The sequence below is a fragment of the uncultured Roseobacter sp. genome (genome assembly GCF_947495275.1).
Classification (GTDB): domain Bacteria; phylum Pseudomonadota; class Alphaproteobacteria; order Rhodobacterales; family Rhodobacteraceae; genus Roseobacter.
Genome location: NZ_CANLYL010000001.1, coordinates 1 through 12996 on the forward strand (window position 1 = coordinate 1; position 12996 = coordinate 12996).

The following is a 12996-nucleotide window of genomic DNA, read 5'->3' on the forward strand; positions in this document are numbered from 1 at the left end:
TGAAGCCATCGTCTTGATGGACCAAAGGCCAATCATGCACTAACTTTCAATTTGGACCACTCAAGTGGGGCTGCTCAGTTTGGCAACGATGTCATCAGTCTGGAGGTGAGTGTATAGCGCATCAGCATACGCAGATCGCGGTGGCCACTAATCATCTGCACCTGAGCAAGCGACAAACCGCCTTTCCACGAAGCGGGACACTGCCTCATGCCGGATATCATGGAAGGTCAGGTCAGCCACCCCTGCCCTTCGCCGCAACCGATCAAAGGCCAACCGGACAGAGTTACCCGACAAAGGCACGCATCGCGTTTCAGTACGCGGCAATTCCTTCAGTACATGCACCGCAGTCGGGCTAAGAGGGACTGTGCGGGTACGTCCGTTCTTGGTCTGTGGCAGGAAAACAGTGCAGCGGTCCAAGTCCACGTGCTTCCACTGTATCGACAGTAACTCGCCACGGCGCATGCCCGTCGCTAGCGCCAAAGTCAGCAAGGGCTTCATCAATGGAAGTCGGGTCTCATTCACTGCATCAAGTAGCGCCTGCCATTCACCTGCCTGCAATCGCCGTTCCCGCCTGTTGTTGATACGCGGCCTACGCACCTGCCTTACAGGATTGCCCTCCCGTACGCGCTGGCCCCAGTCCGAACAGGCTATGTCGATAGCGTGCTGCATCCAGCCCAATTCCCGCACTACCGTTGCAGGCTTCATCCTTTGCAAGCGTTCGTTCCGATGAGCAATGAAATCGGCTGTGGTCAGTTTGGAAATGGGCTTGCCTGTCAGCTTGGGACAGGACCGCAGGAAGCCGTTGATCGCATAGGTTTCATTTTCTGAGCACCGCTTCGTACTTGTAACCTCGTCACGGTAGCGCTCAAGCACCTGACCCAGTGTCATCGCGCTCACAGCACTCATTGCGCTTTCTTGCAGCCCAACATGCTCAGCTTGTATCTCAGTCTCTCTCGCCCACTTCATAGCGTCTGCACGCCTGCTGAATGATTTGGAATGAGACCTGCCATCCTTACGGACCGTCGCCTGCCATTTACCACTGGGTCGTTTGTTCACCGTCGCCATTGATCGTATCTCCATTGTTTGGAGACATCTTCAGCTCTCAAGTGCAGCGGAGGCGCAGCGGACAGATTTTCACAGAGTGCACCTAGAATTGTGCAATCCGCGTAAGTGCCTGATACATTTTGCAGATTAAATGGTGGGTCGTGAGAGGCTCGAACTCCCGACATCTTCGGTGTAAACGAAGCGCTCTACCAACTGAGCTAACGACCCGATGACGCGTGGTTTAGTCAAAGTCGCGCATGGCTTCAAGCCCCTATCGACAAGCGTTTCATTTCTTTGTTCTCAAGATGGTAGACAACCCCCTGCCCGCCCGGTAACCGGCCGATTTCGGATATATCCATCTCCAGAATGATCAGGCGCAACATGCGTGAGGTGATTCCATGGGTCACCAGCACCGATGGCTGGGAGAGCCTTTCAAGAAACGCCCGGCAACGCGCGTGAAGAGCAACAAATCCTTCTCCGCCCGGGGCTCTTTCGTATAGATCCAACGCGCTTTCTTCACTCTCATCCATGGGGCGATCAATGATCAGTTCATCGCGCCGCATGCCTTCCCAGTCCCCGACAGCGATTTCCGACAAGCATTGATCTGTGTTGATGGCAGCCACCAGACCATCCAATGCGATGGAGGCCGTATGAAACGCCCGACCCTGCGGGCTGCACAACGCTTGAAAACCAGTAAGATCGCAGCTTCCCAATATCTGACGTTGGGCACGGGCTTGCGCGCGTCCCTGTTCGGTCAAGGGGGAATCAAGGCGTCCCTGAATCCGGTGCTGGGCATTCCATTCAGTCTGGCCGTGGCGCAGGATGTAGACTGGCGGTATCATATTTTTAAGCTCTCTTGATCAGGCCAACAAACCTGTCCCTGACGCAGTTGCTTCTAGATGGCAAGCAGCGGGTTCCATAGACGCGGCGTTTTTGAACAGCGGGGGTTCGACTGGCAGGCGCAAGCGGAATGCAGATTGGCGCATTTCGCAAGTACCAATTCTCTCCACCCCCACTATCTTAACGGGAATAAAGCCACCACAACGACCAGGGAGCCAGACGATGACGATCGAATTGAAACTCAACGGGACGACGCATCACGTCGATGCAGAACCGGGAACACCGCTGCTTTGGGTGATCCGCGATGACCTCAAGATGACCGGCACAAAATTCGGATGTGGTGTCGCTGCCTGCGGGGCCTGCACGGTACATGTTGATGGCGAACCCGTCAGATCATGCCAAACCTACATCGAAGATGTTGAAGGCTCCGAGATTACCACGATCGAAGGTCTCAGTTCAGACGCCGCAAAAGCCGTCCAGACCGCCTGGGCAGAGCTGGATGTGGTTCAGTGCGGGTATTGCCAATCAGGGCAGATCATGTCCGCTGTCGGCCTGCTGACTGAAAACAAATCCCCAAGCGTCGCTGAAATCGACGACTACATGAACGGCAATGCCTGCCGCTGCGCCACCTACCAACGCATTCGAGCCGCCATCCAGCGCGCCTCAGAACTGATGGAGGCTTGATCCATGACACTCAACACAACCCGTAGAAGCTTTCTCGCATCCGCCGCCGCAGCCGGTGGCATGCTTGCCATCGGCGTGACCCCCACGGGTGCTCTGGCCAAGGCAGGTGGGAACGCGCTGAACCCATTTGTGACCGTCTCCTCTGATGGTACTGTCACAGCGATCCTCAAACATTTCGAAAAGGGGCAAGGTACTGCCACTGGGCTTTCGACGCTGATCGCAGAAGAAATGAACATGGGCCTGGATGCGATTGAGTTCGAATTCGCGCCTTCAAACCCCGATGTCTATAACAACCTGGCGTTTGGTCCGTTCCAGGGCACAGGGGGTTCCACCGCCATCGCCAATTCATACATGCAATACCGGATGGCGGGCGCCGCTGCGCGCGAAATGCTGATCACAGCCGCCGCGCAGCGCTGGAATGCAGATCCGGCTGATCTGACCCTGCTCGATGGTGTTATTTCAGGTGCCGGGAAGGAGGGCATGATCGGAGAGTTCGTGGCTGAAGCGGCAACATTAGACGTGCCCTCAGAGCCCACGCTCAAAGATCCATCCGCCTTCCGGGTCATCGGGGATGCGTCGGTTCATCGAAAGGATCAGGACGCCAAAATCAACGGAACCGCCGTTTACGCGATGGATATCCAACTCGAAAACCAGATGGTAGTGGTAATCAAGAGGTCACCGCGCATGGGGGGTACCGTCGCATCGTTTGATGCTGCGGGCGCGCAGAGCGTCAAAGGCTTCATCCAGGCGCTGGCGCTGCCCAACGGAGCGGGGGTAGCGATCTATGCCGACAAGACTTGGGCCGCCTTCCAGGCACGCGAAGCAGTTGAAGTAGAGTGGGATTTTTCAGCCGCGGAAAGCCGCAGCTCGGAAGATATCAAACGCGAGCTCTTTGCAGCGCTTGACGATACATCGGAATTTGACGCGTCATCGGAGGCTGAGCTGTCTGACACGCTTGCCGCCATCGAGGGTGCCGAGAAGGTTGTTGAGGAGACGTTTTACTTCCCACTGCTGGCGCATGCTCCCATGGAGCCATTAGGAGCCACAATCGAACCGCTTGCAGATGGCAGCGTAGTCATTCACGACGGTGCCCAGTTTCCCACCAATGACCATTCGGTCCTCTCCAGCATTCTCGAATTGCCGATGGAAAAGGTGAAGGTGAATACTATCCTGGCCGGTGGCTCCTTCGGTCGCCGCGCAACACCGACGGCCGACTACCAGGTGGAAATCGCGCTGGCTTTTGCCATGACGGATCGCACGCGCCCGGTCAAACTGGTCTGGTCGCGCGAGGATGATATCACAGCAGGCTACTATCGCCCGGCGTTCGCTCACAAGGTCCGAGTGGGACTGGACAGCGATGGGAAAATCGTGGGCTGGGATCATCGCATTGCAGGTCAATCCATTTTCAAAGGTACCTTCTTTGAGAGCGTGATCGTGCGCGATGGGATTGATCACTCATCGGTCGAGGGCGCTGCGGATACGCCTTACGCGATCCCGGGCATGCATTTTGGTCTGACGGATAACAAACCGGCAACCACGCTGCTTTGGTGGCGGTCCGTCGGCCACAGCCATACCGCTTATGTCATGGAAAGCATGATGGATATTGCGGCCAAGGCAGCAGGCAAGGATGCGGTGGCCTTCCGGCTTGAATACCTCGCGGGCGACACTCCCGACCAACAGCGCAAAGCTGCGGTCCTTGAGCTTGCCGCGGAAAAAGCCGGTTGGGGCAAGGCAGCCGACGGTCGGAGCCAGGGCGTTGCCGTGCACAAATCATTTGGCTCCTTTGTTGCAGAAGTTGCCGAGATTTCGCGAGACGAGGATGGCGCGATCAAGATCGAGAAGATCACAGCCGCCGTCGATTGCGGATTGGCCATCAATCCTGATGTGATCAAGGCCCAGATCGAAGGTGGGATCGGCTATGGCATCGGACACGCCATGCGCAACGAAATTACCCTGACCGAGGGCGCTGCGGATCAGGTTAATTTCCCTGACTATGAGCCGTTGCGCATTCACGACATCGCCGCGATTGAGACGCACATCATCCCCTCCGCTGAAGCCCCGACAGGCATTGGCGAGCCGGGAACGCCCCCTGCCGGACCGGTGCTCGCAAACGCGATTGCCGTCGATGGGCCCCGGATCACTTCGCTGCCGATGATCAACGAAGGTGTTGAATTCGTTTAGGGATTGGATGACAGCGACGCCCAGATCAACAGGAATCCGCTGCGCATAGATCGTGGCGGGTTTTTTCTTTGGGAGTTAACGCACACAGTCAAAAATGGTGGGTGATAAGAGATTTGAACTCCTGACATCTTCGATGTGAACGAAGCGCTCTACCACTGAGCTAATCACCCGCGATACTCGGTTATCCAAATGCATCGGCCGCTACAAGAGCAAATCAAGTGCTTCACACCTCATCCGCCGGTGTCTTTGCCTTTAGCGGTGGGTTGGTCTGGCGCACCTTGACGATCATGACCCGCCCATTGGCAAGCGTTTTTTCCCTGTTGATGCGCACCCGACCCAGGGGTGGCAAATTCAAAGACCGGCCCGCCGCAAGGCTTTCACCCAATTCCGCCAACATCGCCTCGACAACCGGTTTGGCGTCTCTCTTTTTGAGCCCCGTACGCGCAACGACACTCTCTATCAGTTCTTTCTTGCGCAGTGTTGTGGACTGCTCGTTAGCATCCCCGGTTCCCAATGCTACTTTCGAGATGTTGTCGGTCGCGGGCGCTTTGAGTGTTTTGGTCGTCGATTTAGGCTTCGGCGCCGCTTTGCCCGATCGGGCTTTTGCGCGCGGTGCACCTTTACGGCTCGTGTCTTTTGCTGTGCTCATAATGCCCCTCTGGCCGCTTTGGTTTATCAAGATCACTCACGTGAAAGCGGTATTGACCAAAGCCTAAGGATATCGGCGAACAAAATCCACACATTCGATTCAAAACCAGTAAGCTTGTGAAGGTTGCGCTGTGCCACCGAGCCGAGGCACGGTGGATACCCTGCCACTGACATCTATTTTATCGCCCTCTTTCGGCTTCGCGTCTGCTCAAGAAAAAAGCAGCCCTTACGAGCTGCTTTTCAATTCTACTTTCGATTTTGCGATCAATGCGCCGTGGCAGCATCCGAATTATCTGATTTGGAGGAAATCGCGGCAGCCGCGGCCTCTTCTGCCTCCTGATCCCATTCAATCGCTTCTGGCGCATGTGCGAGTGCGTGTTTCAGGACTTCCGATACATGACTGACCGGAATGATCTCCAATCCATCTTTCACATTGTCCGGAATTTCCGGCAAATCCTTGGCATTCTCCTCCGGGATCAGAACCTTGGTGATGCCACCGCGCAGCGCCGCGAGAAGTTTTTCCTTCAGGCCACCGATGGGCATGGCATTCCCGCGCAAAGACACCTCGCCGGTCATCGCGATATCCTTGCGAACCGGAATCTGCGTCAGAACCGACACAATCGAAGTCACCATGGCCAGACCCGCACTGGGGCCATCTTTAGGCGTGGCGCCATCGGGCACGTGCACGTGGATGTCGATTTTGTCGAATTGCGGGGGTTTGACACCGATTTTCGGGCTGATGGACCGCACATAGCTGGAGGCCGCGTCAATCGATTCTTTCATCACATCGCCCAACTTGCCCGTGGTCTTCATGCGACCTTTGCCCGGCAGACGCAGCGCCTCGATGCTCAGCAGTTCACCTCCGACTGAAGTATATGCCAGCCCTGTAACCACGCCGATCTGGTCCTCTTTCTCAGCCAGACCGTAGCGGAATTTTTTCACGCCGAGGAAATCATCCAGGTTTTCGTCGGTGACGGTCACCGCATCGGCCTCTTTCTTGATGATTTTAGTGAGCGATTTCCGAGCAACCTTTGCGATTTCGCGTTCCAGATTCCGCACACCCGCCTCGCGCGTGTAGGTCCGGATCATCTCGGTCAGCGCGGAATCCTCCAGACTGAACTCTTTGGATTTCAAACCATGGTTCTTGATTTGCTTAGGCACCAGATGCTGTTTCGCGATCTCGCGTTTCTCGTCCTCGGTGTAGCCAGCCAGCGGAATAATCTCCATCCGGTCCAGCAACGGGCCCGGCATATTGTAGCTATTCGATGTGGTCAGGAACATCACATTGGACAGGTCGTATTCGACCTCCAGATAGTGGTCTACAAACGTCGAGTTTTGTTCCGGATCAAGCACCTCAAGCATCGCCGACGCAGGATCACCACGGAAATCCTGACCCATCTTGTCGATTTCATCCAACAGGATCAGTGGGTTCGTGGTTTTCGCTTTCTTCAGCGCCTGAATGATCTTACCCGGCATCGAGCCGATGTAGGTACGACGGTGCCCGCGGATTTCGCTCTCGTCACGCACACCGCCAAGACTGATCCGAATGAATTCCCGCCCGGTTGCCCGCGCAACGGACTTGCCAAGACTGGTTTTGCCCACGCCCGGAGGACCGACGAGGCACATGATCGGGCCTTTCAGTTTGCTTGAGCGTTGTTGCACCGCCAGATATTCGACGATCCGTTCCTTGACCTTGTCGAGACCGTAGTGGTCGTCATCCAGTACCTTCTGCGCCCGGCCAAGATCCTTTTTGACGCGGGATTTCACGCCCCACGGGATCGACAGCATCCAGTCGAGATAATTACGCACCACAGTCGCTTCTGCCGACATCGGGCTCATGTTCTTGAGCTTCTTGATCTCCGCATCGGCTTTTTCGCGTGCTTCCTTGCTGAGCTTGGTGTCAGCAATCTTAGCCTCAAGCTCGGCCACCTCGTTCTTGCCGTCCTCGCCGTCTCCCAGCTCCTGCTGGATCGCTTTCATCTGCTCGTTCAGGTAGTATTCGCGCTGAGTCCGCTCCATTTGCGACTTGACGCGTGTCTTGATCTTTTTCTCCACCTGCAGCACGGACATTTCGCCCTGCATCAGGCCGTATACTTTTTCCAGACGTTCAGAAACGCTGAGTGTTTCCAAAAGATCCTGTTTCTGATGCACTTCGATGCCCAGATGCCCGGCGACCAGATCGGCCAGCTTGGCTGGTTCCGTGGACTCGCCAACCGCTGCCAGCGCTTCCTCCGGAACATTTTTCTTGACCTTGGCATAGCGCTCGAATTCGTCCGACACCGTGCGCAACAAAGCTTCGGTTGTTGCAAGGTCGCCCGGCATCTCGGTCAGGTATTCAGCGCGCGCCTCAAAGAAACTGTCGTTGTCAAGATACTCGGTGATGCGCACACGTGCCTGACCTTCGACCAGCACTTTGACCGTGCCATCGGGCAATTTCAGCAACTGCAGGACATTGGCAAGAACACCGGCCTTGTAAATTCCATCACTATCGGGATCGTCAACGCCGGGGTCGATCTGACTGGACAGCAGAATTTGCTTGTCATCGGCCATGACCTCTTCCAGGGCACGGACCGATTTATCCCGACCGACAAACAGCGGCACGATCATATGGGGAAACACCACAATATCGCGCAATGGCAATACAGGGTATGAGGCGTTCAGAGGCTCTTGCATGCTCTTTCCTTGTTTTTGGCAAGACGGCACTGGTCCCGCATATGCAGCAACGCTTGGCCATCTCCAGGCTTGGAAGCTAAAGGTGGGGCGCACCCCAACCAAAATCAACCTTACCGCTCTTTTTTGCTCCGGTCAGAATGACCACTGACCACGGAAATCACAAGCCGTCAAATCGCATCTATCCCCAACAAAGATGCACCTAATTCACATTCGACCGGTCCGTCAGCGACACTGACAAAGACGAGACACGCGAAGACAGAACCTTTACCTCATCCGCAATGACGGTAAACCCCTTGCCAGCATCCCCTGCTCTCGCTGCCTCGATTGATGCATTTGTGGCAACCATATTGATCACGCGACCGATTTTACCGATCTCCATCGCGATTGAACTGGTGTGATCCATTTCATCCGCCTTGCCCTTGTCCGTCAGTTCGAGGAAGAAGGCGCCCAGTTCCGCGCTGAAGGCGCTGACACCTTTGGCAACGCGCGTGCAACAAAGATCATACATGTTTCCTGATGGTCTGAAGCCTTTGACGGCATCCTCGCTGACGGAGCACCGGTCTGTAATGCCAACCAAATCGGCCAGAGCTGACGTAATTTCGACCAGAGATTTGGACAAACCTTCCGGCAGCACAACTTCATGCGGCGCAAGATATGTTCCTTCAAGATCCCGCGCAGCCACGAATCCGTCGCGCAGGCGTGATGCGGCCTCGGCAAATTCCGCCGGGGAAACGTTCTGAGCGCCCTCGTTATCGGCTTCCATGTGATGGATGAGTACTTGCAGCGCCGCGACACGCGTTGGAGCGATCTTGCTGAGAACATCATGCAACGTCCGGTCCAGCGAACGTTCTTCCGTATCCCTTGCATGTCTGCGTTTACTGCTCATCTCGGCACCTCCACAATTACGTGGATCAAACTTATGCGGCGGCGGGTTAAGCTTGCGTTAAGCCGTCCCTAGAAACGGATGAAACTGGCCTCTTGGGCGTGTCAGATCGGCGCGATGTCGCCATCCGCGCGCGCGCTGTGAAAATTATCTTGCCAGGCACCAAAGACACCTTCTGCGATGGCGGTGCGCATCTCCTCCATCAAGTCCTGATAATAGGTCAGATTGTGCCAGGTCAGCAGCATGGAGGAGATAATCTCCTGACTGCGGAAGACATGGTGCAGATAGGCTCTGCTGTAGTTCCGGCAGGCCGGACATCGACAGGCTTCATCCAGCGGACGCGGGTCATCTGCGTGCCGTGCGTTCTTGATGTTGACGACCCCGCGACGGGTGAACACCTGCCCCGTGCGCCCCGAGCGGCTTGGCAGCACACAGTCCATCATGTCGATCCCACGCGCGACCGCCCCTACGATGTCATCCGGTTTACCGACCCCCATGAGATATCGCGGTTTGTCCTGCGGAAGCTGGACGGGCGCGAAATCAAGACAGCCAAACATCGCCTCCTGACCTTCACCCACCGCCAGACCACCCACGGCATAGCCGTCAAAGCCGATGTCAGTCAGCGCCGCTGCACTCTCAGCCCGCAAATCAGGCTCAAGCCCCCCCTGCTGAATGCCGAAAAGCGCATGCCCCGGTCGGTCCCCAAAGGCATCGCGCGACCGGGCCGCCCACCGCATCGACAACTGCATGCTCTGAGCAATCGTTGCCTTCTCCGCAGGCAAGGCCGGGCATTCGTCGAAACACATCACGATGTCCGACCCCAGAAGCCTCTGTATTTCCATGGACCGCTCGGGCGTGATTTCGTGTTTGGACCCGTCAATATGGCTCTTAAAGGTGACGCCATTTTCTGTCAGTTTGCGCAAAGCCGCGAGGCTCATGACCTGAAAACCACCTGAATCGGTCAGGATCGGCCGCTCCCAATTCATGAACTTGTGCAGCCCTCCCAGCCGGTCGATGCGTTCCGCCGTTGGCCGCAGCATCAGGTGATAGGTGTTTCCCAGCAGGATATCCGCACCGGTTTCACGCACCGAACCGGGCATCATCGCCTTGACGGTGGCGGCGGTACCAACAGGCATGAACGCCGGGGTACGAATATCCCCTCGCGGCGTGCTGATGAGGCCCGCGCGCGCCTTGCCATCCGTGGCTGTCCGGGCAAAGCTGAACCGCTGCATTGATATTTCCTTTTTGCTAACCTTTCGCGCGATAAACGGAATGCAGCCAACTTGCAATATTGGGTGCAAAGCGCCACTTTAATCCAGCGGAACACACATAAGGACGCGTGATTTGAACATTGAAGAGTTAGTCGTGTCGCTGATCGAAAGCAGCCTGGTTTTTCTGCTTCTGGCGGCGTTGTTCATCGTATTGGTCATCAAGGCCGTCAAGATCGTTCCGCAGTCAGAGAAATACGTGATCGAACGCTTTGGCCGTCTGCGCGCGGTACTGGGGCCGGGCATCAACCTGATCGTGCCTTTCATTGACCGTGTGGCACATGAAATATCCATTTTGGAACGGCAATTGCCCAACGCCAGTCAAGACGCGATCACCAAGGACAACGTGCTGGTTCAGGTGGAAACATCTGTTTTCTATCGCATCACCGAACCGGAAAAGACTGTCTACAGAATTCGTGATGTCGATGCAGCCATTGCAACCACCGTCGCGGGCATTGTCCGGGCGGAGATCGGCAAGATGGATCTGGATGAAGTGCAGTCCAACCGCTCGCAGCTGATCACAACCATCAAGTCACTGGTCGAGGATCAGGTGGACGATTGGGGCATCGAGGTGACCCGCGCTGAAATCCTCGACGTCAATCTCGATCAGGCCACGCGGGATGCCATGTTGCAGCAGCTCAACGCAGAACGCGCCCGCCGCGCCCAGGTCACAGAGGCCGAAGGGTCGAAACGTGCCGTTGAACTGGCGGCGGACGCCGAACTCTACGCCTCTGAACAAACGGCAAAGGCCCGCCGCATCCTGGCCGATGCGGAAGCCTACGCAACTCAGGTTGTCGCGAAAGCGATCAACGAAAATGGTCTGGAAGCCGCGCAATATCAGATCGCCCTCAAACAGGTTGATGCGCTCAACGCGCTTGGTGCGGGCGACGGCAAACAGACCATCGTTGTACCCGCTCAGGCGATTGAAGCCTTCGGTGATGCATTCAAGCTGCTCAAAGGGCGTGGTGCATGACCGGACTGCTCGAATTGTGGTGGGTGTGGATGGCTGCAGCACTTGCGCTGGCAGTGATCGAAGTTCTGGTCCCGGGGTTCATTTTCCTTGGTTTCGCGATTGGCGCATTAATCATGGTGGCTGTTGTGCTTGCCTCTCCGGGTTTCAGCGCGCCAGCGTTGCTCGCCATTTTTGCAGGCCTCTCCCTGCTGGCCTGGATCGGCCTGCGGATGGCCTTCAAGAAGCAATCCACGGCGGCACGGATCGTGCACGACGATATCAACGACACCTGAACGCGGCCTTCGCCCGGCGCCAGCCTTTTGCCATGGTTGAGATCACAGGATGCACCTGTTACCCCGGTTGGAACACATAATCGGGGGATGACATGGAAAAACTGACTTTTGGGTGGGAAGAATGGGTCTCTCTGCCCGACCTCGGGTTGCCCGCGCTCAAAGCCAAGGTAGACACGGGCGCGCGCACCTCCGCATTGCACGCCCATGACATCGAGGTGTTTGGCCCCGCTGCAAAACCCAAGGTGCGCTTCAACGTCCACCCGATTGCCGGGCGTCAGGATGTTGCGATCACCTGTTCTGCGCCACTTGTGGACCGACGTGAAGTCACCTCTTCGAACGGCGAGACCGAACAGCGGTTTGTGATTTCCTCCACGCTCAGCGTCGGCGATCAGCATTGGCCAATCGAGATCACCCTGACCAATCGCGGTGCCATGTCGTCGCGCATGCTGCTGGGGCGGCAAGCACTTAGCGATCACATCTCGATCTCGCCAACCGAGAAGCGCCTGCAACCCGACTTGAGCTATGATGTCTACCACACCGCAGCCCTCAAACGCCGCGCCCCCAAACGCGCGCTGCGCATTGCCGTCCTCAGCCGTGAAGACAATTATTCCACGCGCCGCCTCGTGGAGGTGGGTGAAGCCAAGGGGCACACCGTCGAGGTCATCAATACCACCCGGTGTTACATGGCGATCAATACCATGGCGCCCGAAGTGCACTATGACGGCAAACGCCTGCCCAGATATGATGCGGTTATCCCCCGTATTGGGGCCTCGATCACCCCCTACGGCACGGCCGTGATCAGACAGTTCGAGACCATCGGCACCTATTGCGTCAACGGCTCTGCCGGGATCACCGCGTCGCGCGACAAACTGCACGCGCATCAGGTTCTGGCGTCGAAGAAAATCGGCATGCCCGTTACCGCCTTTGCCGCCTCCCCAAAAGATACCTCGAACCTGATGGGGCTCGTCGGAACCGCCCCGCTGATCGTTAAGTTGCTGGAATCCACACAAGGCAAAGGCGTCGTGCTTGCGGAAACGAAAAAGGCGGCCGAATCCGTCATTGATGCCTTCCGCGGCCTCAAGGCGAACTTCCTGGTTCAGGATTTCGTCAAAGAGGCGGCAGGGGAAGACATCAGATGCCTTGTCATTGCGGGCAAGGTGGTCGCGTCAATGAAACGCACGGGTGCCGAGGGAGATTTCCGATCCAACCTGCACCGGGGGGGGTCGGCCAAGGTTGTTCGCATCACCAGGGAGGAACGCGACACAGCCGTACGCGCGGCGCGCGCCTTTGGGCTGGGCAAGGCGGGTGTCGATCTTTTGCGGTCGGAATCCGGCCCCAAGGTCCTTGAAGTCAATTCCTCTCCCGGTTTTGAGGGCATCGAAAAGGCGACCGGCAAGGACATCGTTGGCAAGCTCTACGACGAGATCGAAGCCCGTGTGAAACCGCAACCCGCGCGCAAACGCAAAGGCTGACCGGTCCGGTCCCGGAACATCACAAAATCGCGCAGGCCATTGTTCGGCTGCATGTTTT

At 56.7% G+C, this 12996-nt stretch carries 11 protein-coding genes and 2 tRNA genes; 5 read left to right on the plus strand and 8 right to left on the minus strand.

Going from position 1 to position 12996, the window contains the following annotated elements:
• Positions 1 to 147: 147 nt before the first annotated feature.
• The 3 genes from Q0802_RS00005 to Q0802_RS00015 all read right to left on the minus strand — a co-directional run bounded on the left by Q0802_RS00005 (position 148) and on the right by Q0802_RS00015 (position 1886).
• A complete protein-coding gene (locus Q0802_RS00005; protein WP_298911742.1) occupies positions 148 to 906 on the minus strand; it encodes a tyrosine-type recombinase/integrase in 759 nt (252 codons plus the stop codon).
• A 290-nt stretch (positions 907 to 1196) separates the two neighbouring features.
• Positions 1197 to 1272 (minus strand) — tRNA-Val (locus Q0802_RS00010).
• 35 nt (positions 1273 to 1307) lie between these two features.
• Complete coding sequence (locus tag Q0802_RS00015) at positions 1308 to 1886, minus strand: histidine phosphatase family protein (RefSeq protein WP_298911745.1); 579 nt, start codon at positions 1884 to 1886, stop codon at positions 1308 to 1310.
• Positions 1887 to 2106: 220 nt separating this feature from the next.
• Here Q0802_RS00015 and Q0802_RS00020 point away from each other — a divergent pair, with 220 nt between their 5' ends.
• Positions 2107 to 2568, plus strand: coding sequence for a (2Fe-2S)-binding protein (locus tag Q0802_RS00020; RefSeq protein WP_298911748.1), 462 nt, complete (start codon positions 2107 to 2109; stop codon positions 2566 to 2568).
• Between the two features lie 3 nt (positions 2569 to 2571).
• Positions 2572 to 4749 (plus strand): molybdopterin cofactor-binding domain-containing protein, encoded by a 2178-nt coding sequence (locus tag Q0802_RS00025; RefSeq protein WP_298911751.1) that lies wholly within the window; start codon positions 2572 to 2574, stop codon positions 4747 to 4749.
• Positions 4750 to 4844: 95 nt separating this feature from the next.
• On the opposite strand, the gene Q0802_RS00030 is transcribed toward Q0802_RS00025, so the two are convergent.
• From Q0802_RS00030 to tgt, 5 genes are all read right to left on the minus strand, one after another.
• Positions 4845 to 4919, minus strand: a tRNA-Val gene (locus tag Q0802_RS00030).
• A 53-nt stretch (positions 4920 to 4972) separates the two neighbouring features.
• Positions 4973 to 5398: an HU family DNA-binding protein gene (locus Q0802_RS00035; RefSeq protein ID WP_298911754.1), complete on the minus strand. Its 426-nt coding sequence runs from the start codon at positions 5396 to 5398 to the stop codon at positions 4973 to 4975.
• A 263-nt stretch (positions 5399 to 5661) separates the two neighbouring features.
• Positions 5662 to 8070, minus strand: a complete 2409-nt coding sequence (lon, locus tag Q0802_RS00040) for an endopeptidase La (protein ID WP_298911756.1) — start codon at positions 8068 to 8070, stop codon at positions 5662 to 5664.
• Positions 8071 to 8269: 199 nt separating this feature from the next.
• Positions 8270 to 8956, minus strand: a complete 687-nt coding sequence (locus Q0802_RS00045; RefSeq protein ID WP_298911758.1) for a methyl-accepting chemotaxis protein — start codon at positions 8954 to 8956, stop codon at positions 8270 to 8272.
• A 101-nt stretch (positions 8957 to 9057) separates the two neighbouring features.
• Positions 9058 to 10185, minus strand: coding sequence for a tRNA guanosine(34) transglycosylase Tgt (gene tgt, locus Q0802_RS00050; protein ID WP_298911760.1), 1128 nt, complete (start codon positions 10183 to 10185; stop codon positions 9058 to 9060).
• Positions 10186 to 10297: 112 nt separating this feature from the next.
• Between tgt and Q0802_RS00055 the strand changes: the two genes are divergently transcribed.
• The 3 genes from Q0802_RS00055 to rimK all read left to right on the plus strand — a co-directional run bounded on the left by Q0802_RS00055 (position 10298) and on the right by rimK (position 12938).
• The gene (locus Q0802_RS00055) at positions 10298 to 11194 is read left to right on the plus strand and encodes an SPFH domain-containing protein (RefSeq protein ID WP_298911763.1); all 897 of its coding nucleotides are present in this window, start codon (positions 10298 to 10300) and stop codon (positions 11192 to 11194) included.
• Entirely contained in the window at positions 11191 to 11466 is a 276-nt protein-coding gene (locus tag Q0802_RS00060) for a hypothetical protein (RefSeq protein ID WP_298911765.1), read from the plus strand. The genes Q0802_RS00055 and Q0802_RS00060 overlap by 4 nt, the downstream gene beginning before the upstream one ends.
• Positions 11467 to 11558: 92 nt before the next feature.
• Positions 11559 to 12938: a 30S ribosomal protein S6--L-glutamate ligase gene (gene rimK / locus Q0802_RS00065; RefSeq protein ID WP_298911767.1), complete on the plus strand. Its 1380-nt coding sequence runs from the start codon at positions 11559 to 11561 to the stop codon at positions 12936 to 12938.
• The last annotated feature ends 58 nt before the right edge of the window (positions 12939 to 12996 follow it).